21 protein-coding genes are annotated in these 20,367 nt (G+C 71.9%); 10 read left to right on the forward strand and 11 right to left on the reverse strand.

Annotated features, from left to right (window positions below; translation table 11 throughout):
• Positions 1-10: 10 nt before the first annotated feature.
• From JHE00_RS21750 to JHE00_RS21775, 6 genes are all read left to right on the forward strand, one after another.
• Complete coding sequence (locus JHE00_RS21750) at positions 11-307, forward strand: ferredoxin family protein (RefSeq protein WP_307832053.1); 297 nt, start codon at positions 11-13, stop codon at positions 305-307.
• The gene (locus tag JHE00_RS21755; RefSeq protein ID WP_200320990.1) at positions 300-1,151 is read left to right on the forward strand and encodes a mycofactocin-associated electron transfer flavoprotein beta subunit; all 852 of its coding nucleotides are present in this window, start codon (positions 300-302) and stop codon (positions 1,149-1,151) included. Before JHE00_RS21750 ends, JHE00_RS21755 begins: the two co-directional genes overlap by 8 nt.
• The gene (locus JHE00_RS21760; RefSeq protein ID WP_200320992.1) at positions 1,148-1,927 is read left to right on the forward strand and encodes a mycofactocin-coupled SDR family oxidoreductase; all 780 of its coding nucleotides are present in this window, start codon (positions 1,148-1,150) and stop codon (positions 1,925-1,927) included. Before JHE00_RS21755 ends, JHE00_RS21760 begins: the two co-directional genes overlap by 4 nt.
• Positions 1,924-3,243, forward strand: coding sequence for a mycofactocin biosynthesis glycosyltransferase MftF (gene mftF, locus JHE00_RS21765; RefSeq protein WP_200321000.1), 1,320 nt, complete (start codon positions 1,924-1,926; stop codon positions 3,241-3,243). Before JHE00_RS21760 ends, mftF begins: the two co-directional genes overlap by 4 nt.
• A 275-nt stretch (positions 3,244-3,518) precedes the next feature.
• Positions 3,519-4,187, forward strand: a complete 669-nt coding sequence (mftE, locus tag JHE00_RS21770) for a mycofactocin biosynthesis peptidyl-dipeptidase MftE (RefSeq protein ID WP_200321299.1) — start codon at positions 3,519-3,521, stop codon at positions 4,185-4,187.
• A 50-nt stretch (positions 4,188-4,237) separates the two neighbouring features.
• On the forward strand, positions 4,238-5,101 hold the full coding sequence (locus tag JHE00_RS21775) for a PaaX family transcriptional regulator (protein WP_200321002.1): 864 nt from the start codon (positions 4,238-4,240) through the stop codon (positions 5,099-5,101).
• Between the two features lie 367 nt (positions 5,102-5,468).
• Here JHE00_RS21775 and JHE00_RS21780 read toward each other — a convergent pair whose 3' ends face one another.
• The 10 genes from JHE00_RS21780 to JHE00_RS21825 all read right to left on the reverse strand — a co-directional run bounded on the left by JHE00_RS21780 (position 5,469) and on the right by JHE00_RS21825 (position 15,903).
• A complete protein-coding gene (locus tag JHE00_RS21780; RefSeq protein ID WP_200321004.1) occupies positions 5,469-6,326 on the reverse strand; it encodes an amidohydrolase family protein in 858 nt (285 codons plus the stop codon).
• Positions 6,323-7,882: a benzoate-CoA ligase family protein gene (locus JHE00_RS21785; RefSeq protein WP_200321006.1), complete on the reverse strand. Its 1,560-nt coding sequence runs from the start codon at positions 7,880-7,882 to the stop codon at positions 6,323-6,325. Before JHE00_RS21785 ends, JHE00_RS21780 begins: the two co-directional genes overlap by 4 nt.
• A 10-nt stretch (positions 7,883-7,892) precedes the next feature.
• A complete protein-coding gene (boxB, locus tag JHE00_RS21790) occupies positions 7,893-9,314 on the reverse strand; it encodes a benzoyl-CoA 2,3-epoxidase subunit BoxB (protein ID WP_200321008.1) in 1,422 nt (473 codons plus the stop codon).
• Between the two features lie 3 nt (positions 9,315-9,317).
• A complete protein-coding gene (gene boxC / locus JHE00_RS21795; protein WP_200321010.1) occupies positions 9,318-11,003 on the reverse strand; it encodes a 2,3-epoxybenzoyl-CoA dihydrolase in 1,686 nt (561 codons plus the stop codon).
• 58 nt (positions 11,004-11,061) lie between these two features.
• Positions 11,062-12,360, reverse strand: a complete 1,299-nt coding sequence (locus tag JHE00_RS21800) for an NAD(P)/FAD-dependent oxidoreductase (protein WP_200321012.1) — start codon at positions 12,358-12,360, stop codon at positions 11,062-11,064.
• Between the two features lie 67 nt (positions 12,361-12,427).
• Positions 12,428-12,670 (reverse strand): hypothetical protein, encoded by a 243-nt coding sequence (locus tag JHE00_RS21805; protein WP_200321014.1) that lies wholly within the window; start codon positions 12,668-12,670, stop codon positions 12,428-12,430.
• 78 nt (positions 12,671-12,748) lie between these two features.
• Positions 12,749-12,898: a hypothetical protein gene (locus tag JHE00_RS21810; protein ID WP_200321016.1), complete on the reverse strand. Its 150-nt coding sequence runs from the start codon at positions 12,896-12,898 to the stop codon at positions 12,749-12,751.
• Positions 12,899-13,004: 106 nt separating this feature from the next.
• The gene (locus JHE00_RS21815; RefSeq protein WP_200321018.1) at positions 13,005-13,316 is read right to left on the reverse strand and encodes an AtuA-related protein; all 312 of its coding nucleotides are present in this window, start codon (positions 13,314-13,316) and stop codon (positions 13,005-13,007) included.
• Entirely contained in the window at positions 13,297-14,595 is a 1,299-nt protein-coding gene (locus JHE00_RS21820; RefSeq protein ID WP_200321021.1) for an acyclic terpene utilization AtuA family protein, read from the reverse strand. The genes JHE00_RS21815 and JHE00_RS21820 overlap by 20 nt, the downstream gene beginning before the upstream one ends.
• Positions 14,596-14,616: 21 nt before the next feature.
• The gene (locus JHE00_RS21825; RefSeq protein ID WP_200321023.1) at positions 14,617-15,903 is read right to left on the reverse strand and encodes a CitMHS family transporter; all 1,287 of its coding nucleotides are present in this window, start codon (positions 15,901-15,903) and stop codon (positions 14,617-14,619) included.
• 86 nt (positions 15,904-15,989) lie between these two features.
• On the opposite strand from JHE00_RS21825, the gene JHE00_RS21830 reads away from it, so the two are divergent.
• Positions 15,990-16,895 (forward strand): LysR family transcriptional regulator, encoded by a 906-nt coding sequence (locus JHE00_RS21830; RefSeq protein ID WP_200321025.1) that lies wholly within the window; start codon positions 15,990-15,992, stop codon positions 16,893-16,895.
• A gap of 16 nt (positions 16,896-16,911) precedes the next feature.
• Complete coding sequence (locus tag JHE00_RS21835) at positions 16,912-17,508, forward strand: TetR/AcrR family transcriptional regulator (protein WP_200321027.1); 597 nt, start codon at positions 16,912-16,914, stop codon at positions 17,506-17,508.
• Positions 17,509-17,680: 172 nt separating this feature from the next.
• Here the strand turns inward: JHE00_RS21835 and JHE00_RS21840 are convergent, their stop codons facing one another.
• Positions 17,681-18,115, reverse strand: a complete 435-nt coding sequence (locus tag JHE00_RS21840; RefSeq protein WP_200321029.1) for a TIGR03667 family PPOX class F420-dependent oxidoreductase — start codon at positions 18,113-18,115, stop codon at positions 17,681-17,683.
• Between the two features lie 32 nt (positions 18,116-18,147).
• Here JHE00_RS21840 and JHE00_RS21845 point away from each other — a divergent pair, with 32 nt between their 5' ends.
• Both JHE00_RS21845 and JHE00_RS21850 read left to right on the forward strand, forming a co-directional pair.
• Positions 18,148-19,521 (forward strand): FAD-binding protein, encoded by a 1,374-nt coding sequence (locus JHE00_RS21845; RefSeq protein WP_200321031.1) that lies wholly within the window; start codon positions 18,148-18,150, stop codon positions 19,519-19,521.
• Positions 19,518-20,366 carry an SAM-dependent methyltransferase gene (locus tag JHE00_RS21850; RefSeq protein ID WP_200321033.1) on the forward strand — a complete coding sequence of 283 codons (849 nt, stop codon included), beginning with the start codon at positions 19,518-19,520 and terminating at the stop codon, positions 20,364-20,366. The genes JHE00_RS21845 and JHE00_RS21850 overlap by 4 nt, the downstream gene beginning before the upstream one ends.
• Position 20,367: the final 1 nt, after the last annotated feature.

Raw genomic sequence — 20,367 nt, forward strand, 5'->3', positions numbered from 1 at the left:
GGAGGCACCCGTGAACCAGCGGTACGGCGACATCTCGTTCGAGGACCGGATGGCGCAGGTCGACTTCCGGGTGGCCGAGGAGCCGCACATCGTCGTGGACACCGACGTGTGCCGCTCGTGCACCACCAAGGCGTGTGTGCACGCGTGCCCGGCGAACCTGTTCGTGCCCACCGCCGAGGGCGGCATCCTGTTCAACTACGAGCAGTGCTTCGAGTGCGGCACGTGCTACCTGGTGTGCGACGGCGGCGACGCGATCAGCTGGAGCTATCCCGATGGCGGCCAGGGCGTGGTGTTCCGGCATGGCTGATCCGCTGGTGGTCGTGCTCCTGCGCTGGACCGACGCGCGCGCCAGGATCGACCCGCTCTCCGGCGAGGTCGAGTCCGATCCGCGCGGCGCGGGCCCGAGCGAGGCCGACCGCTGCGCGCTGGAGCACGGCCTGCGGATCGCCGAGGCGGCAGGCGGCCGGTGCGTCGCGGTGACGCTCGCGCCCGAGGAGGCCACCGAACTGCTGCGCGACGCGCTCGCGTGCGGAGCCGACGCCGTGCTGCGCGTGGCCGTGGCCCCGTGGGACCCGCGCGTACCCGACTCGGGCGCCGCGACCGCGCGGGCACTGGCCACAGCCATCAGGGCCGAGCTCGGCGAGCCGTCGCTGGTGCTCACGGGCGACCATTCCGCCGACCGCGGCACCGGCAGCACCCCGGCGTTCCTCGCCGCCGAACTGGACTGCGCCCAGGCGCTGGGGCTCGTGCGACTGTCCTATGCCGACGGTGAGCTGCGCGCCCTGCGCAGGCTCGACCGGGGCCGCAGGGAACGGCTGGCGATCCCGCTGCCAGCCGTGTGCTCCGTGGAACCGGCCGGACTGCGGCTGCGCAGGGCGAGCCTGCCCTCGACCCTGGCCGCGAGAACCGCCGCCATTCCCGTGGTTGCCGGTACGGTCGAGGCCGAGCCGGTGACGGCCCACGCCGCGCGCCCGTTGCGGCCGAGGGCCAAGGAGCTGCCCGCACCGCGCGAGGCCGACCCCAGGCTGCGGCTGCTGCGGCTCACGGGCGCGCACGAGGAACGGGAGCCGCCGCGCGTGGTCGTCACCGACGACCCGGCGGAGGCGGCCGACGAACTGCTGGACTACCTGAGGGGGAAGGGCTACCTGTGAGCGTCGCGCTGGTCACCGGAGCCGCCCGCGGGATCGGCGCGGCTGTGGCCCGGCGCCTGGCGTCGGCGGGCTGGCAGGTGGTGGCCGTCGACCGGTGCGCCGACGACCCTCGCGTGCCCTACCCGCTCGGCACCAGGCAGGAACTGGCCGCGCTCGCCGACGCCTACCCCGGTGCGGTGCTCGACGTCGTCGCCGACGTACAGGACCCGGCGGCGCTGCGCGCGGCGGTCGAGCTCGCGGAGGAACGCTTCGGCGGGCTCGACGCCGCCGTCGCCGCGGCCGCGCTGATGGCGGGCGGGCGGCCGTTGTGGGAGAGCGACGACGCCGAATGGGACGCGCTGTTCTCCGTCGGCGTCACGGGCGTGGCGAACCTGGCCCGCGCCGCGATCCCCGCCCTGCTGCGCAGGCCCGAGCCGCGCCAGGGCCGGTTCGTCGCGCTCGCCTCGGCCGCCGCGCACCACGGGCTGTGGCACCTCGCGGGCTACAACGCGGCCAAGCACGCCGTGGTGGGACTGGTGCAGGGCCTAGCGACCGACCTGCGCGGCACCGGCGTCTGCGCCACCGCGGTGTCGCCGGGCTCGACGCGCACGGAGATGCTCACCGCGACGGCGCGGCTCTACGACCTCGCCGACGTCGAGGAATTCGCCTCGCACCAGCTGGTGGGGCGGCTGCTGGAACCCGACGAGGTGGCCGCGGCGGTGTGCTTCCTGTGCTCACCGGAGTCCTCGGCGATCACGGGCACCGTCGTGCGCGCGGACGGGGGGTTCGCGCCGTGAGGCCGGGCACGCGGCTCACGCTGGACTCCTCGGTGCGCAGGCGCGGACCGCTGCTCATCGGCGGCTCGCCGCTGCGCCTGGTGCGGCTCGGCAACGCGGGCACCCGGCTGCTGGAGCGCTGGGTGGCAGGCGAACCGCTGGGCGACGGGCCCGCCGAGGAACGCCTGGCCCGCAGGCTGCTCGACGCCGGGCTCGTGCACCCGAGCCCGCCCGCGGAACTGACCGCGGCGGACGTGACGCTCGTGGTGCCCGTCAAGGACAACCCCGACGGCGTGCGGCGGCTGCTCGCCGCCACCGGCGAGGTGGGCGAGGCGATCGTCGTCGACGACGGCTCGCGAGTGCCGCAGCCGGGCGCGTGGCTCCGGCACGAACGCTCGCGGGGACCCGCGGCGGCGCGCAACGGTGGCTGGCGGCTGGCGAGCAGCAGGCTGGTGGCGTTCCTCGACGCGGACACCGTGCCGGAACCGGGCTGGCTCGAGACGCTGCTGCCGCAGTTCTCCGATCCCACGGTGCTCGCCGTGGCGCCCCGCATCCGCAGCGCCGCCGGAGCGGGCGCGCTCGCCCGGTACGAGACCGACCGGTCGAGCCTGGACCTCGGACCGCGCCCGGCTCCGGTGAGGCCGCTGAGCCGGGTGAGCTACGTGCCGAGCGCGGCGCTGGTCGTCCGCCGCTCCGCGCTGTCCGCTGTGGACGGTTTCGACCCGGACCTGCGGTTCGGCGAGGACGTGGACCTCGTGTGGCGGCTGCTCGAACAGGGCGCGGTGCGGTACGAACCGAGCGCGGTGGTGACGCACGAACCCAGGGCTGCGCTGCGCCCGTGGCTGCGCCAGCGGTTCGAGTACGGCACGTCGGCGGCGCCGCTGTCGAAGCGGCATCAGGGCAAGCTGAGCCCGGCGAGGCTGTCGGTGTGGAGCGCGGCGGCGTGGGCACTGCTGGTGCTGGGCAGGCCGAAGCCGGCACTGGCGCTGGCGGCGGGCAGCGCTGCGCTGCTCCCACGCAAGCTGCGGGGCCGGGGTGTGCCCGTGCCGGAATCGCTGCGTCTGGCCGCGCTCGGCCACCTCGGCGCGGGGCGGCTGCTGGCGGAGGCCACGCGCAGGGCGTGGTGGCCCGCGGCGCTGCTGACGCGCCGTGGCCGCCGGGTGCTGCTCGCGGCGCTGGTGCCGTGTGCGGCGGAGGCACTGGGCCACTCCCCCGCGTGGCTGGCGCTGCGGCTGGCCGACGACCTGGCCTACGGCGCAGGTGTGTGGGCGGGCTGCGTGCGGGAGCGGACGGCCGCACCGCTACTGCCGACGTTCACCGAAGGTGCGCTCCGATGACACCGTGGGCGGTGTCGCGGCGGGGCGCACGCACGTCGGCGGCTCGCCGGTGCGGCTGTGCGCAGCGCGCCGACACCCGCGAACCGCCAGGCCGGGCCAGGCTGTTCCCGGTGCCGAGACCCCACTCGCGCCACGCAAGCCCGCGAGGCCCCCACTCGCCACGCACCAGCAGACCGCGCCCGAGAGCCAGGCTCCACTCGCACCACCCGACACCGCTCCCCGGCGCCAGACGCGCCCCGTGCCGGAGCCGCGTACCCGTGCTCCCGGCCCCTGACATGACCTCGCTCGCCGATCGTCACTGGCCCGACGTCGAGCCCGCGCTGCTCGCCGTGCCGCTGGGCGCCACCGAGCAGCACGGGCCGCACCTACCGCTCCACACGGACACCACCATCGCCACCGCACTGGCGCGGCGGCTCGCCGAGCGGGTGCCGGGTGTGCTCGTGGCCCCGGCCGTGCCGTACGGGTCGAGCGGCGAGCACGCCGGCTTCCCCGGCACGCTGTCGATCGGGCAGGACGCGCTGGAGCTGCTGCTCGTGGAGTTGGCGCGCTCGGCGGACCACTTCGCGGGCGTGGTGTTCGTCAACGGTCACGGCGGCAACCTGGAGCCGCTGCGCAGGGCCGTTCGGCTGCTCCGCGCCGAGGGCAGGCGCGTGTTCGCCTGGGCACCTGGCGGACCGGCCGACGACACGCACGCGGGGCGAACGGAGACGTCGGTGCTGCTCCACCTGCGGCCCGCCGACGTTCGCGTCGATGCCGCGGAACCGGGCGACGCCACGCCGCTGCCGGACCTGCTCGACCGGCTGGTCGACGGTGGTGTCCGCGGCGTGAGCCCGAACGGAGTGCTCGGTGACCCGACGGGAGCCTCGGCGGAGGAGGGTGAGGCGCGGCTGACGACGTGGGGGGATGCGCTCGTCGCCGCCGTGCGCGGCTGGCTTGCCGGGTGACGCTAACCTGCCCAGAGGCACGCAGGATCAGCAATGAGGGTGGTGACGCGATGCCTGCGACGAACGGACGGCGCGGCAAACCGGTGCTGAGCAGGCGCCGCGAGGTCAGCCACATGAGCGCGCGCTCGCTGCTGATGACCCTGCTCGGAGAGTTCGTCCTCCCCCGCGACCGTCCGGTGTGGACCTCCGCGCTGGTGGACGCGCTGGGGATGTTCGACGTGGAGGAGAAGTCGGCGCGGCAGGCACTCGCCAGGACGGCGGCCGAGGGATGGCTGGAGTCGGAGCGGGTCGGCAGGCGCGTGCGCTGGTCGCTGACGCCGCCCGGTCGCAAGCTGCTCACCGAAGGAGCGCGGCGGATCTACGACTTCGGCAGCACCGAGCGCACCTGGGACGGCACGTGGCTGGTGGTACTGGTGTCGGTGCCTGAGACCAAACGGGACCTGCGGCACCAGTTGCGGACCAAGCTGACGTGGGCGGGCTTCGGCTCCCCCGACCCCGGTGTGTGGGTGACCCCGCACGTCTCGCGCGAGCAGGAGGCGCTGGGCATCCTCACCGACCTCGGGCTCGGCGACGGGCTGTCGTTCGCCGGTTCCTACGGCGCGATCGGTGACGAGTCCACGATGGTCGCGCGCGCGTGGGACCTGCGGGAACTGGAGACGCGGTACGAGGAGTTCGTCGACGCGTTCACGGCGCTGGAGCCCACGGACGGCGACGCGGTCCTTGACGCGCAGACGCGCCTGGTGCACGAGTGGCGCCGGTTCCCGTTCCTGGACCCCCAGTTGCCGGCGGCGCTACTGCCCGAGGGCTGGAGCGGAGCCACGGCGGCCGAGCTCTTCCACCGCAGGCACGCCGAATGGCGCCCCACCGCCGAACACCGCTGGGCCGAACGAGTGGCAACCCAAGAAGCCGACTGACCCAACGCCGCACCCACCCCCATCGCGAGTCCCCCACTCCAGCACGCGAGTCCCCCGTTCCGGGCCGCGAGTTCTTCAGTCCTGTCGCCGAGGTGCCCGCTCGGGCGTCGGGTTCTTCGCCGAGGCCGCCAAGCTTAGGCGCATCACTTCACGTTATTGCCAAGCGGCGAGGACCTCGCGAACGCGCAGCGCAGGACCAGTGGAACGACAACCGCACCGGAACGGGGAACTCGCATGCGGGAGCGGGGAACTCGCGTGCCCGAGTGCGGGACTCGCGAGCCAGAACGGGGGACTCGCGGGCTGGAGTGCAGTGCTCGCACCGCCGCCGCACCGCACCGCCGCCGGAGCGCGGCGGGCTCCGGCGGGGCTAGATTGCCAGGGTTGGATACAGTTTTGCGGCGTTGCCCGCCAGGGCATCGCGCAGGACTCCCTCCGGGAGTCCGAGCGCCGCGAGCGCACGGACGTTGCGCGCCGCACCGGGCACGCCCGGCCAGTCCGTCCCGAACACGAACCGGGTGGCCAGGCGGGCCAGGTCGAAGCGCGCGTAGTACTCCGGCAGCTTCTTCGGCGGCAGGCCCGCCAGGTCGAGCCACACGTTGTCCCTCGCCAGCGCCAGGAACGCCGCCACGTCGTACCACCACCCGCGCCCGCCGTGCGCGAACACGAACTGCACCGCCGGGAAGTCCTCCACGACGTCGGACAGCAGCTCCGGGTTGCCGAAGCTCGTCCGCGCGCCGGGGAAGCTGCTGGTACCGGAGTGCAGGATCACCGGGATCCCCCGCTCCTCGCACACGCTGTAGGCCAGGTACAGCTCCTTGTCCGCGGGCGAGAACCCACCGTGCACGGGATGCAGCTTCAGCGCCACGGCCCCCAGATCCAGCTGACGCTCCACTTCGGACGCCAGCGGGTGGTGCAGGTGCGGGTTCACGTTGGCCACGAGCCGGAACCGCGTCGGGTTGTGCTCCACGAACGGCAGGTTGTCCTCGATGCGCTGAATGCCGGTGGCGCGCGGGCTGTACTCGCAGAACAGCAGCGCCCGGTCGACGCCCTCCCGTTCGAACAGCGCGTCGAGCCGCTCGGGCACCGGGTCGCCGTCGGCGTCGTAGACCTCGCGCCACGGGTGCGGTCCCGAGAACGTCTCGGCCCAGTCCAGCCACGCCGGTTTGAGCGTCGACAGGCGCGGGACGTGCACGTGCGCGTCGACCACCGGGTATCCGTCGATCACGGGACAACCTCGACGGACGGCGCAGGCTCGGCCTGTATCACCAGGTCCCGCAGTACGTTGCGCCGGACCTTGCCGGTCGCGGTCTTAGGCAGCTCGGCGAGCTCCACCACGGCGCGCGGCCGCTTGAACGAGGCTAGTCCGGCCCGGCACCACGCGATCAGCGCCTCGGCGTCCACCGGCCTGCCCGGCATCGGCACCACGCACGCGATGGGTTTGTCGAGCTGGTCGGAGTCGGGCACGGCCACCACCACGGCCTCGGCGACATCGGGGTGCTCCAGCAGCCGCTCCTCGACCTCGCCGGGCGTCACCCAGATCCCGCCCGCCTTGATCAGGTCGTTGAACCGGCCGAGGCACGAGTACGTGCCGTCCTCGTTGCGCACGTAGGTGTCGCCGGTGCGCATCCACTCACCGAGGAACACCCTGCGCGAGGTCTCCGCCCGGCACCAGTACCCGGTCGCCGCGCTGTCGCCGCGCACGTACAGCTCACCGGGTGTGCCAGGCTCGGTCACCAGCGCGCCGTGCTCGTCCCGGATCTCCACGTCGTAGCCGGGCACGGGCGTGCCGGACGACGCGGGACGCACGGCGCCGGGCCGGTTGGACATGAAGATGTGCAGCAGTTCGGTGGAGCCGATGCCGTCGAGCACCTCGACTCCGAACTCGTCGCGCATGCCGGTGAACATCCGCGGCGGCAGCGCCTCCCCGGCGGAAACCCCTTGGCGCACCGAGGAGAACGCGTCGCGCGGCACGTCGCTGGCCAGCAGCGGCCCCCAGAAGCTGGGCGTGCCGAACAGCAGACTGGCCTCGTCGGTGCGCGCCCGCTCGGCGATGACCTGCGGGGTCGGCCGCGCCGACTCCAGCAGCGCCGTCGCCCCGACCGCGAGCGGGAAGAACAGGGAGTTGCCGATGCCGTAGGCGAAGAACAGCTTCGCGACCGACAGGCACCGGTCGTCGCGCGTGATGCCGAGCACCTGGCTGCCGTAGGTCTCCGCCACGAATCGGATGTCGCTGTGCCGGTGCATCGCCGCCTTGGGCGTGCCCGTGGTTCCGGAGGTGTAGAGCCACAGCGCGGGCGAGTCCGGCCAGGTCGCGTACGGCCGCGCACGCTGGCCCGCGTCGCGCAGCCGCGACCAGTCGCCGGTGAGCACCACGGTCTCCACGTCGGGCGCGTGCTCGACGGCGGCGGGCACCCGGTCACCGAAGTCCGACGAGCCCAGCACGATCCGCGCGCGGGAGTCGGCGATCAGCGTGCCCAGCTCGCCCGCGGTGAGCATCGTCGAGCACGGCACGGCGACGGCGCCCAGGTACAGGGCGCCGAGGATCGCGGTGGCCAGCTCCACCTCGTCGGGCATGCACATGAGCACGCGTTCCTCGGGCCGCACCCCCAGCGCGTGCAGGCCGCCCGCGACCCGGCGCACCTCCTCGTCGAGCTCGGCGTAGGTAAGGGTGCGGGTGTTGGACACTACGGCGGTGCGGGCACCGTCCCCCGCGGCGACATGCCTGCCGACCAGGTACTCGGCCGCGTTGAACGTGGTGGGAGGAGCGGTCAGCGCTGACATGGGCCCCGCCTTAGGTCAGGTAGACGTACTCGTAGTCGAAGGGCTTGCCGTTGATGCCGTTGCTCGGAGGTGCCACCCAGCTGGCGATCTTGCCGCGTTCGTAGACGGGTCGCATCAACGAACGCACGAAGGTCAGGTCTTCGCTGGTGGGCAACCACTTGCGTCGGCAGGCCTGCCACGTCTGCTCGTCGACGATAGTGCCGTCGGGGGTCACGTGGTAGCCCGCGTTGATGCCCACCTGCCGGTTGAACCCGGGGTGCGGCAGGTAGAGCTGGTGATCGATCTCGTTCTCGGCGAGGATCTTGTTCCAGCGCTTGAGCCCGCTGCGGCAGTCGGCGATGTACTCGGTGCGCAGGTCCAGGTTCAGCAGCAGGATCGCCTGCAGTTCGTCCTGCGTCCACGTGCCGTCGTCGGCGGGTTTCTCCAGCAGCGCGGAGTCGTCGGTGAGCTTGTGGTCGTCCTTGCGGCGGTTCTCCAGCCAGCGTCCCTTGAGGCCGGAGGTGTAGTAGTTGGCGGCATTGGTGGAGGTCTCGCTGCCGAACAGGTCGAGCGAGACCGTGTAGTGGAAGTTGAGGTAGCGCTGGATGATGTCCAGCGGGATCCCGCCGTGCGGGGCGATGTCGAAGGTGTCGTGCTCGCGGATCAGCTCGGCGCTGCGGGCGACCACGCGGTCGATGCCGGTGGTGCCCACGAACATGTGGTGGGCCTCTTCCTTGAGCATGAACTCGCAGGTGCGCGAGAGCGGGTCGAACGCCGACTCCTTCAGCGTGCCGAGCTGGTACTTGCCGTCGCGGTCGGTGAAGTAGGTGAACATGAAGAACGCGAGCCAGTCGGCGGTCTCCTCGTTGAAGGCGCCGAGGATGCGCGGTGAGTCGGGGCTGCCGGAGTTGCGGTACAGCAGCGCTTCCGCCTCCTCGCGGCCTTCGCGGCCGAAGTAGGCGTGCAGCAGGTACACCATCGCCCACAGGTGCCTGCCCTCCTCCACGTTGACCTGGAAGAGGTTGCGCAGGTCGTACAGCGACGGCGCGGTGAGCCCGAGCAGGCGTTGCTGTTCGACGCTGGCGGGTTCGGTGTCGCCCTGGATGACGATGAGCCGTTGCAGGTCGGCGCGGTACTCGCCGGGCACCTGCTGCCACACGGGACGGCCGCGGTGCTCGCCGAAGCCGATGGTGCGGTCGGTGTCGCGCTCGGCGAGGAAGATGCCCCACCGGTACTCCTCGGGCGCCACGTGGTCGAAGTGTGCCCAGCCCTCGCGGCCCACGCTGACGGCGGTGCGCAGGTACACGCCGTGGGTCTCGAGGGTCGGGCCCATCTCGGACCACCAGTTCATGAACCGCGGCTGCCAGCCCTCCAGCGCTCGCTGCAGGCGCCGGTTCGACGACAGGTCGACGTTGTTGGGGATCTTGGCGTCGTAGTCGATCTCGTGCGGCATGCTCTACACCCGTTTTCGGTCGAAGACGGCTTTCTGCCCGGTGCCGTACCGCCGCAGCGCTCCTTGCTCGCCCGCGGCGTTGGGGCGGTTGAAGATCCAGTTCTGCCACGCGGAGAGGCGGCCGAACACCTTGGTCTCGACGGTTTCCGGGCCGACGAAGCGGTGGTTGGCCTCCATGCCGGTGAGCGCGTCCGGCGACAGTCCTCGCCTGGCCTCGACGACGAGGCGGATCTCGTCCTCCCAGTCGATGTCGTCGGGAGCGTCGGTCACCAGTCCCAGTTCCAGCGCCTCCTCCGCGGACAGCGCGTGGTCGCGTTCGCGGGTGAGCCAGTCCAGATGCGCGTCGTGGCCGTGGAAGCGCGACTGCAGTCGGGTGAGTCCGTTGCCCATGGGAAACGGGCCGAAGTTGGCCGCGGTCACCGTGATCGCGGCGCGCTCGTCACTGTCCTCGTCCTCGATGGGCGGACCGTCCAGCATGTACTGCCGGTCGCACGCCAGCGCGAGCTCCAGCAGCAGCCCGGCGAAGCAGCTGCCCGGTTCGATCAGCGCGAGCAGGCTGCGGCTGGTCACGTCGAGCCGCTTCAGCGTGCGCTTGTAGTAGTGCAGGATCTCGGTGCACAGCCAGTCCTCGCCCGCGCCGCCGAGCACCACGGCCTCGTGCTCGGCCACGAGCGCGGCGTCGCCCTCGGTGCGCAGCACCCACGTGCCCAGTTCGGGTTCGTTGGTGCGCAGCCGCAGGATCGCGTCGTCGAGCTCGCGCGTGAGCGCCAGCAACCAGAACGCGGCGCCCTGTTCGTGCGGATCGCCGGGCTGCTCGCGCGGCCCGCGCACGGTCAGTTCCACGGTGCCCGCCTCGCGGTCGAGGTGCGCCGACACGTGGTCGTAGGCGAGGCCGTCGGCGGATTCCTCCCGCCGCAACGGGGTCAGCTCGATGCCCGTGGCCTCCCGAGGCCGGGTGCTGCGTTCGGCGAGCTCCGTCGCGCGCCTGGTCACGGTAGCGGCGAACTCGCGGCGCGGGGCCAGTTCGTCCACCAGGCCCCAGTCCACCGCGGTGCGGCCCTTGACGCCGTCCGGGCGGGTGGCGAAGACGTCCGCGCGGTCCTTGCGCACGTGGCGTTTGTCGACCACGCGCGTGAGCCCTCCGGTGGCGGGCAGCACGCCGAGCAGCGGTACCTCGGGCAGCGCCACGGTGGAGGAGTTGTCGTCCACCAGCACGATGTGCTCGCACGCGAGCGCCAGCTCGTACCCGCCGCCCGCGCACGCTCCGTTGACGGCGGCCAGGTAGGTCTGGCCGGAGTACGCCGTGGCGTCCTCCATCGCGTTGCGGGTCTCGTTGGTGAACTTGCAGAAGTTCACCTTCCACGGGTGCGACGACGCGGCGAGCATCCGGATGTTGGCCCCCGCGCAGAACACGGTGTCCTTGCCGCTGGTCACCACCACGGTGCGCACGCCGGGGTGCTCGAACCGCAGTCGCTGCACGGCGTCGGACAGCTCGATGTCCACGCCGAGGTCGTAGGAGTTGAGCTTGAGCTCGTAGCCGGGAACCAGTCCGCCCTGCTCGTCGACGTCCAGTTCGAGCCAGGCCACAGGACCGTCCACCCGGATTCTCCAGTGCCGGTAGGAGTCCGGGTGCCGGTCGAACGACACGGTGGGCCGTTCGGTTGTGTCCACGACGTCGATGGCGGTCACCCGACAATTTTCTACGCGTGACCGCGCTCACGTCAAGGTTCTGTAGAACCAACTCGCGTCAGGTGCGCCCGCCCGCCGCCTGCCGGAACGCGTCGCGCGGCTGTTCCCGCGAGTCCAGGTTCACCACGTCGTGCCCGAACGGCATCCCGACGAGCCAGTCGCCGAGCACGCGGACCGTGCGGTTGAACGTGGGGATCTGAGTCGCGTAGTAGGCGCGGCGCGCGGCCCACGCCGCGGCGCCGGCCACCCTGCGGCCCAGCACCTCGCCGACAGCCTTGTTCTTGCCGAGCGTCACGAACTCGCCGCGGCTGCGGTAGCGAAACGGTACGGGCGTGCCGCCGCGGACCCGCTCGGCGAGGTTGTCGCCGAGCTGGCGACCCTGCCGCACGGCGTACTGCGCGGTGGGCGGGCAGACGCCGCCGTTCACGAGATCGGGCACGGCGGCGCAGTCTCCCGCTGCCCAGAGTCCGTCCCGGCCCTGCACCCGCATCGTCTCGTCGACCACGATGCGGCCGCGATCGTCGACGGGCAGGTCCAGGTCCTTCACCAGCGGTGTCGGCTTGGTGCCCGCGACCCACACGAGCGTGCTCGCCCGGAACTCCTGGCCGTCGCTGAGCGTGAGAACCCCGTCCTCGGCGGACTCGAGCTGGGTGTTCACCCTGACGTCGATACCCCGGCCGCGCAGCTCGCACACGGCGTCCTCGGCCAGCTCGTCGCTGACGGTGTTCAGAATGCGGGGCAGGGCCTCCACGAGGATCCAGCGCAGCTCCGACGCCTCGAGCTCCGGATAGCCCGCCAGCACGTCGGTGGCCATGTCCTGCAGCTCGGCCAGCGCCTCGACGCCGGTGTAGCCGCCGCCGACGAACACGAACGTCAGCGCACACCGGCGCAGCTCCGGATCGGTGGTGGCGGAGGCGATCTCCAGCTGGCGCAGCACGTGGTCACGCAGGTGCACCGCCTCGGCCAGCGAGTTGAAGCCGATCCCGCATTCGGCGAGGCCGGGAATGGGCAGCAGTTTGGCCAGCGCGCCCGTTCCCAGCACCAGCTCGTCGTAGTCGAGCGTCAGTTCGGGACCCGCTTCCGGAGCGACCGTCGCGACCTTGCCCTCGGTGTCCAGGGAGGTCAGGCTGCCCGCCACGAACCGGGACCTGCGCAGCACCGCGCGCAGCGGCACCACCGCGTGCCTCGGTTCGAGGGTCCCCGACGCGACCTCGGGCAGCAGCGGCCGGTAGACCATGAAGTTCTCCGGGTTCACCACCGTCACCTGGGCCTCGCCGGTGCGCAGCTTCTGCTGGAGGCGAAGCGCGGCGTACAACCCGACGTAGCCGCCTCCGATGATCACGATCCGTGTGGTCACGCCAGAAACCTCCTACCCGCCGTCACGGGATTCGGGTACCCACGCATAGGGACCCAAACCCGACATGTCAGGGCAGCGACCGGGGCGCGGGCGCGGCGTGGATGGTGTCGGCGGCGTCGATGGCGTCGAGCTCGTCGGCGCGCTCGATCAGGTCGACGGTGAGGTCCTGGAGGTGATGTCCCAGCAGGCGCAGGCCATCCGCGGGCAGCCTGCCGCCGTCCTGGCGGTGCAGCAGCTCCACGACGGCCTCGCCGAGATGAGTGTTCACAGTGGAGAGGCGAGCGAGCAGCTCGCGGTCACGGCGGATCATTGGCGGTACCCCCTCGCTCGTCTTGGGTAGCACGCTACACGAAGTTCCGGCGAGGGGCACCGTCAGGGCGAGTGCGCTCTACTCGCGACCGAGGACGATGGTGGGCTCCAGTTCGTCCTCGTCCAGGAACTCACGGGGCGACGGCACGAGCACGCCGCGCACGTCGGCACGTGCGAACTCCGGCACCTCGACACGCTCGATCCGTTGCTCCGACTCGATACTCCGCATCACCAGCTCCTTTCCCGGGCAATCCGATGATCTTGAAGTACCGGACGAAAGAACGGGAAACCCCGGAGCCGATCCCAACCGGAAAGGCTGAACTTCGCCTCGCCCGTCAGGGATCGACGGGCAGCGACAGCAGCAGGGTCCCCAGCGTCTTGCCGTGCGTGTCCAGTTCGAGCGACGTGGTGACGCCGGCGTCCGCGCCGCGCTCGCACACGAACTGCAGCGCACAGAGATTCGGCAGCTCGTGGCGCACCACCTCGCCGCCGACCCACGCCGCGAGGTGCTCGCGCACGCGCCGCGCGGTCACCTCCCGCACCAGCACGGCGAAGTCGGCGTCGTCGTGGGGGAACACCGACAGCGTGGCGAGGTTGCCCTTGTCGCCCGCGCGGCAGTGCGCGAGCTCACGAAGCGGTACGGGCACGGCCTGCCTCCAGGATCGTCACGCCCGCGCGCACGCGGGCCCGTGGGATGAGGGTCGAGACGATGCCGACCACCTCGCCGAGGTGCACCCGGACGCCGCCACCACCCGCGGGACCGTTGGTGTACAAGGCTTCCACCTCGTCCCCGGCGAGTTCCAGCAGCGCGACGTCGTGGCTCGTGGCGGCCACGCGCAGGCGGCAGTCCTCTGGCCCGCCGCGCACCTCGACGCGCGGCCGCAACGCGGTTCCGGACAGACGCTGCGCCACGATCTCGCCCGCGAGCGCGGCCCTGGCGTGCGCGCCCGGGCCCGCGTAAGAGATCTCGGCCTCCACCTTCGAGCCCGCACGGTAGCCGACGCTGACCTTGAGCTCGTCCGGCCGCGCCCGACCGCGCGCACCCGTCACGCGCACGCGGTCCGGACCTCGCTCGTCGAGGCCCACCCCGAAGAGGTCCAGCGACACGTCGGGAGTGCGGTAGGCGCCCGGATCGGTGATCTCGTACAGCAGCTGCTCGCGCACGGTCGCCCGGTTGAGCATCCCGCCGGTGCCGGGCAGCTTGCCGAAGGTCGCCGAGCCGTCGGACTCGACGTCGGCGAACGGGAACCCGAGCCGCGCCAGACCCGGCACGTCCTTGCGGCCGGGGTCGGCGAAGTAGCCGCCGGTGAGCTGGCCCGCGCACTCCAGCAGATGCCCGACGAGCGTGCCCGCCGCGGCGGCCGACGGATCGGCGAGGTCCCAGCCGAGCCGGTGCGCGAGCGGGGCGAGGAACAACGAGGGGTCCGCGACGCGGCCGGTGAGCACCACCCGCGCTCCCGCGTCGAGCGCGGGCAGGATCGCGTCGGCACCCAGGTAGGCGTTGGCGGAGACGATCTCGCCGTGCTCGCGCAGCGGGCGGCCCGTCTCCCACGCGGGCGCGTCCAGGTCGAGCTCGGCCAGCACGTCGTCACCGGTCACCACCGCGACGGCGGCCGTCGAGCCGAGGCTGTCGAGCAGCCCGCGGGTGACCCGGCCGCCCTCGAGCGGGTTGGCGGCGCCCATGTTGGTCACCACGCGCACGCCGTGCTCGACGGCGAGCGGCAGCAGCCGCGCGAAGCGGCTGGGCAACCGGCGGTCGTAGCCCGCGACCGGGTCGGCGAGCCGTCGTTGCTGGCCGAGCGCGATCGTGCGCTCCGCGAGGCACTCCAGCACGAGGTCGTCGAGCCCGCCCCGCGCCAGCAGGTCCTCGGCCGGTTCCACGCGGTCGCCCGCGAACCCGGCTCCGCTACCGATCCTGGTGGTCACACCACTCCCCTTTGTCCTTGCCTAGACCGAGATCGCGCCGGTGAGCAGCGCGACCACGGTCATCACGAGCGTCGTGCCGAACGCCCACTTGAAGATGAACCGCTGGTGGGCCCCCAGGTTCACACCCGACATGCCGACGAGGATGAACGTGGACGCCGTCAACGGGCTGAGCGGGAACCCGGTGGTCATCTGCCCGAGGATCGCCGCGGTGCCGATCTGCGCGGGGTCGCCACCGAACGCCGTCGCCGTCTCGGCCAGCACCGGGAGCACGCCGAAGTAGTAGGCGTCCGGGGTGAACACGAGACTCAGCGGCATGCTCGTGATCGCCACGATCAGCGGGAACGCACTACTCGCGCCGTCGGGAATGATGGAGACGAGGCTCTGGGCCATCGCCTCGATCATGCCGGTGCCGTTGAGGATCCCGGTGAACACGCCCGCCGCGAAGATCATGGTGGTGACCAGCACGACGTTGTGGCCGTGCTTCTCGAACAGCTCCTGCTGCTGCTCCCAGCTCGGCCGGTTCACCAGCAGCGCCACGATGAACGCGACGACGAACACGACCTCGAGCTCGGCCAGCTGCAGGAGCAGCACCACCACGAGCGCCAGCGTGAGCACGACGTTGAACCAGAACCGCGCGCTCTGGGCCCTGGTGCGCGTGGGCAGCTCCGGGATCACGGTGTCGTCCAGCTCGATGGGGCCGAGGCGCTTGCGCTCCGCGCGGCCGATGAGGAACGCCGCGAAGATCACCCACAGGATTCCGGCGATCATGGCGGGGATCGCGGGCACGAAGATGTCGCCGCTGCCGAGGTCGAGCGCGGCCATCGCCCTGGCTGTGGGCCCTCCCCACGGGACCATGTTCATCACCCCGGCGCCGAGGCACACGACGCCGGCGAGCACGAGCGGCCGCATGCCGATCCTGCGGTAGATCGGCAGCATGGCCGACACCATGATCAGGAATGTCGAGGCGCCGTCGCCGTCGAGCGCGACGAGGACCGTGAGCACAGCGGTGCCGACGGTGATCTTGAGCGGGTCGCCCTTCGCCCAGCGCAGCACGCGGGCGACGGCGGGATCGAACAGGCCCGCCTCCACCATGAGGCTGAAGTACAGCACCGCGAACGTGATCATGATCGCGACCGGTGCGACCGTGGTGAGCCCGTCCGCGATCAGCTCGCCGAGGCTGCCACCGAAGCCGGTGACGACGGCGGCCAGCACGGGCAGCACGGTGAGCGCGATGAGCACGGAGACGCGCCGGGACAGGACGGCGACCAGGAACAGGGCAATCGTGACGAAGCCACTCGCGGCGAGCATCGTTGACCTCCGGGGGTGTGGTGAGGCCACCTTGAGGGGCCACACCTATCGCGGTCAAACATCAGAATTCGATAGATTGATGCGCTATGCGCATGGATCTGACGCTGCACCAGCTCCGCGTGGTGGTGGCGGTGCACGACGCGGGCAGCTTCACCGCCGCGGCGGCCGAGCTGCTGCACGCACAGTCCTCACTGAGCAGGACCGTGCTCGACGTGGAGCGCAGGCTCGGCGTCCCGCTGTTCGAGCGCACCACCCGGCGGCTCGTGCCGACCGCGGAGGGCAGGGAGTTCGTCGCGCTCGCTCGATCCACTTTGGACACTTTTGCCGCGAACCTGCGCCACTTCACCGGGTTCCTCGACGGCGAGCGCGGCCGCGTGCGCGTCGCGACGCTGCCCTCGCTCGCGGCGACCCTGCTGCCGCCTGTGGTCTCGGCCTACCAGCGGCAGCGGCCCGAGGTGGAGCTGTCCATCGAGGACGCGCTGTCGGCCGAGGTGCTCGACCGGGTTCGCTCGGGTGCCGTGGACTTCGCCGTGGCGGTGGTGTCGGCGCTGAGCGACCCGCTCGACGACCTCGACGTGCACCCCGTGACCACCGACCGGTTCTCGTGCGTCTTCCCGGCGGAGCACCGCTTCGGCGCGGGTACCGAGGTGTCGTGGCCGCAGCTCGCCGGGGAGCCGTTCATCGCGTTCGACCGCACGACGAGCATCCGCCAGCACCTCGACCACGCGGTCTCGGGTGCCGGGACGGCGCCGCGCAACACGGTGGAGGCGCGCAACATCAGCGCGGTGGCGGGCCTGGTCGCGGCCGGGCTCGGGGTGTCGGCGGTGCCGGGCCTGGTGCTGCCGCTGATGGAGTTCGCGGGCGTCGCGCACCGGCCGCTCGTCGACCCCGTGGTGGAGCGGGCGATCGCCGTCGTGCGGGTGCCGCACCGGCCGCTGTCCCCCGCCGCGGAGGCGTTCCTGGACGCGGTGGTCAGCGAGGCACGGCCGTAGCACTACCGTTGTAGTGATGGCAGGCAGGCGCGAACAGGTTCTCGACGCGGCGATCCGCGTGCTCGGCACCCAGGGCACGCGAGGACTCACCCACCGCGCGGTGGACGCCGAGGCCGGAGCGCCGGCCGGAACGGCGTCGAACCACTTCCGCACGAGGGAGGCGCTGCTCTCCGCGGTGCTGGAGCGGCTGAGGGAACTGGAGACGCGCGGCTGGGAACGCCTGGCGGCGGACCTCGCGGGCCCGGCCGGGGTGGCCGGAGTCGACGCGTTCGCCGACGCCGTGGGTGCGCTCGCACGCGAACTCACCGGCCCGGCCAGGGTGGCCACGCTCGCCAGGCACGCGCTGCTCGCGGAGGCGGCGTTCCACGACGACCTGCGCCACCAGGTGGCCCTGCAGCGCGCGGAGATCGAGTCGTGGGCGGCGGAGTGGTTCCGCGCGCTGGGCTCGCCGCACCCGGAACGCGACCTGTGGTCGGTGCTGGCGCTGCTCGACGGCCTGCTGGCACACCAGTGCACCACCCCGGACCCGGACTTCGCCCCGGAACCGCCGATCCGAGCCCTGGTCCAAGGCCTGTCGACAACCTGGCACCCACCCCGGCGCCGAACGCGGTGAAGGGCACCTTTACTGCATTGAGTGCAGTAAAGGTGCCCTTCACCGCATCAACAGGCCCACACCATGCGGAGCCCGAGCGCGCCTCGTGCCCAATGCAGTGAAGGGCACCTTCCGTGCGTTGAACGCAGTAAAGGTGCCCTTCACCGCAGTCGCGCGGGCTCCGGGAGCCGGGCTAGTAGCCGCGGACCTTCTCGATGCGGATCCGGACCGGGACCGGGTACTCCTCGGCGAACCGGGTCGCGTCGCCGCTCACCGTCACCATGCCCTCGGCGTACTTCTCGCGGTAGGCGGGCATCGCCTCGGGTGAGGAACCGTCGCCCTCGGTGATCCTCGCCGTGCCGCGCAGCACCACGATGTCGCCGCCCGCGCCATCGCCGTCGAAGTGCAGCGAGACGTGGGGACTGCGCCGGAGGTGCGCGAGGCGGTGCGCGTCGGGCCGGTTGAACACCAGCACCTCGTCGCCGTCCAGCACGAACCACACCGGGTTGGGCTGCGGAGTTCCGTCGGCGCCGACGGTGGTGAACCAGATGACCCGCTCGTCGGCGAGCCTGCGGCGGACCCGGTCCCCGAACGGGGTGCCCGCGGCAGGGAGCGCAGCTGCTGCCATGTCCCCCACGCTAGCCGCTAGAGTCCGGCACCATGCCGGAACCGTTCGCTCTCGCCGACCTGCCCGCCCTCGACGGGGACGTCTTCGGCGACGACGCGAACCTGGCCGCCGCGGCCAGGGACTGGGGCCACATCGTCCAGGCCAGACCGCGCGTGGTGATCCGCCCGGCCACCGCGGCCGACGTGGCAGCCGTCGTCGGGTTCGCCGCGAAGCGCGGCATTCCGGTGGCCGCCAGGGGATCCGGGCACTCGCCCTTCGGTCAGAGCCAGGCGGCGGGCGGCATCGTCCTGGACATGACCGGCCTGCGCACGGTGCACGCGAGCACCGGCAACAACGTCGTCGTCGACGCCGGCGCACGCTGGCAGCAGGTGCTCGGCGCGACGCTGCCGCGCGGGCTGACTCCACCGGTGCTCACCGACTACCTGGAGCTCACCGTGGGCGGCACGCTCGCCGTCGGCGGCGTCGGCGGCGCGACCCAGCACCACGGCATGCAGACCGACACCGTGATCGAGCTCGACGTGGTCACCGGCACCGGCGAGCTGACCCGCTGCTCCGCGGACGAGAACGCCGAGCTGTTCGACGCCGTGCGTGCCGGGCTCGGCCAGTGCGGCATCATCACGCGCGCCACGATCCGCCTGCAGCCCGCGAAACAGCGGGCGCGGCGCTGGAAGCTGTACTACGACTCGCTCGAGGACTTCCTCGCCGACCAGCGCACCGCCGTCACCGACCGCCGCTTCGACTATCTCGAGGGCCAGCTCGTCCTCGACGACGAGACCGGCGAGTGGCGGTACCTGCTCGAGGCCACCACGTACTTCTCGCTGCCGGACCAACCCGACGAGCACGAGTTGCTGGGCGACCTGTCGTTCACGCGCGAGACCGCGGAAACGGAGGACTCGACCTACCTCGAGTTCCTCGACCGCATGGCCGAGGGCGAGGCCGTGCTGCGCGAGGAGGGCAGCTGGTTCCACCCGCACCCGTGGCTCAACGTGTTCGTGTCCGACGACGAGGTGGACACCGTGGTGGCCGAGACGCTCGCCGGAACCACGGGCGCGGACCTCGGCGACTCGGGCCTGGTGATGCTCTACCCGGTGCGCCACGAGGTGCTGACGACGCCGCTCACGCGCGTGCCGTCGGGTGACGTGGTGTGGCTGTTCGCGCTGCTGCGCACGGGAAATCCCTACGATCCGGCTGGTGTGGCGCGCATGATCCGGCTCAACGCCGACCTCTACGAGCGCGTCACGCCGTCGGGTGGCACGGTGTATCCCGTGAACGCACTGCCGATGACCGAACAGGACTGGAAGGACCACTTCGGCAACGCCTGGGAGGCGCTGGAGTCGGCGAAGAAGACCTACGACCCCGCGGGCGTGCTCACCGGGGGCCAGGGCGTGTTCGGGGGTGGCGCGTGAGCTTCGACGGACACGACGACGCGCTCAGGGCCGTCGAGTCGAGTCTCGACCGGCCGTCCGCCGCACGCGTCTACGACTACTTCATCGGCGGGGACACGAACTACGCCATCGACAGGGCGTTCGCCGAGCAGGTGCGCGAGCGCGTGCCGCTCATCGGCGAGTACTGCAAGACGAGCAGGCAGTTCCTCGGCCGCGCGGTGCGCAGGTGCGCCGAGCTGGGCATCCGCCAGTTCGTCGACATCGGTTCCGGCCTGCCGACCGCGGGCAACGTGCACGACGTCGCCGACGACGCGCGCCCCGAGTTCGACACGCGCGTGGTCTACATCGACAACGAGCCCATCGCGCTCGCCCACTCCACGCTGCTGCTGGCCGACACCGCCGATCCCGACCGGCACCAGGCCATCGCCGCGGACCTGCTGCGCCCGACCGAGCTGTGGGAACGCGTGCGCGACACCGGGCTCATCGACCGGGGCGAGCCGGTGGCGTTGCTGGTCAACGCGGTGCTGCACTTCATCAAGGACGAGCAGGACCCGGACTCGCTCCTGGAGTTCTACCGCGACGTGCTGCCCACGGGCTCGCTGCTCGTGCTGTCGCAGATGACCAACGAGAACCCGGTCAGCGACGCCGAACGGCAGGCGCTGGCCGACCTCGTCGACTACTACGAGAACACCACGAACCCCGGCCAGCTGCGCACCACGGCCGAGTTCGCGCGGTTCTTCGGCGGCTGGGACCTGCTGGAGCCCGGTCTGGTCTACGCGCCGGCGTGGCACCCCGACGACGACACGGTGTTCGCGACGGTTCCGTCGGAGTCGCGAGTGCTGGGAGGCGTCGCGGTCAAGCGGTGAT

Source organism: Prauserella cavernicola (assembly GCF_016595675.1).
In the GTDB taxonomy this organism is placed as follows: Bacteria; Actinomycetota; Actinomycetes; order Mycobacteriales; family Pseudonocardiaceae; genus Prauserella_A; species Prauserella_A cavernicola.

Coding starts and splice junctions, on each gene's coding strand:
- JHE00_RS21755 (WP_200320990.1), top strand. CDS start 300: ATGGCTGATCCGCTGGTGGTCGTGCTCCTGCGCTGGACCGACGCGCGC.
- mftE (WP_200321299.1), top strand. CDS start 3,519: ATGACCTCGCTCGCCGATCGTCACTGGCCCGACGTCGAGCCCGCGCTG.
- JHE00_RS21775 (WP_200321002.1), top strand. CDS start 4,238: ATGCCTGCGACGAACGGACGGCGCGGCAAACCGGTGCTGAGCAGGCGC.
- JHE00_RS21785 (WP_200321006.1), bottom strand. CDS start 7,882: ATGTCAGCGCTGACCGCTCCTCCCACCACGTTCAACGCGGCCGAGTAC.
- boxB (WP_200321008.1), bottom strand. CDS start 9,314: ATGCCGCACGAGATCGACTACGACGCCAAGATCCCCAACAACGTCGAC.
- JHE00_RS21805 (WP_200321014.1), bottom strand. CDS start 12,670: ATGATCCGCCGTGACCGCGAGCTGCTCGCTCGCCTCTCCACTGTGAAC.
- JHE00_RS21810 (WP_200321016.1), bottom strand. CDS start 12,898: ATGCGGAGTATCGAGTCGGAGCAACGGATCGAGCGTGTCGAGGTGCCG.
- JHE00_RS21825 (WP_200321023.1), bottom strand. CDS start 15,903: ATGCTCGCCGCGAGTGGCTTCGTCACGATTGCCCTGTTCCTGGTCGCC.
- JHE00_RS21830 (WP_200321025.1), top strand. CDS start 15,990: ATGCGCATGGATCTGACGCTGCACCAGCTCCGCGTGGTGGTGGCGGTG.
- JHE00_RS21835 (WP_200321027.1), top strand. CDS start 16,912: ATGGCAGGCAGGCGCGAACAGGTTCTCGACGCGGCGATCCGCGTGCTC.
- JHE00_RS21840 (WP_200321029.1), bottom strand. CDS start 18,115: ATGGCAGCAGCTGCGCTCCCTGCCGCGGGCACCCCGTTCGGGGACCGG.
- JHE00_RS21845 (WP_200321031.1), top strand. CDS start 18,148: ATGCCGGAACCGTTCGCTCTCGCCGACCTGCCCGCCCTCGACGGGGAC.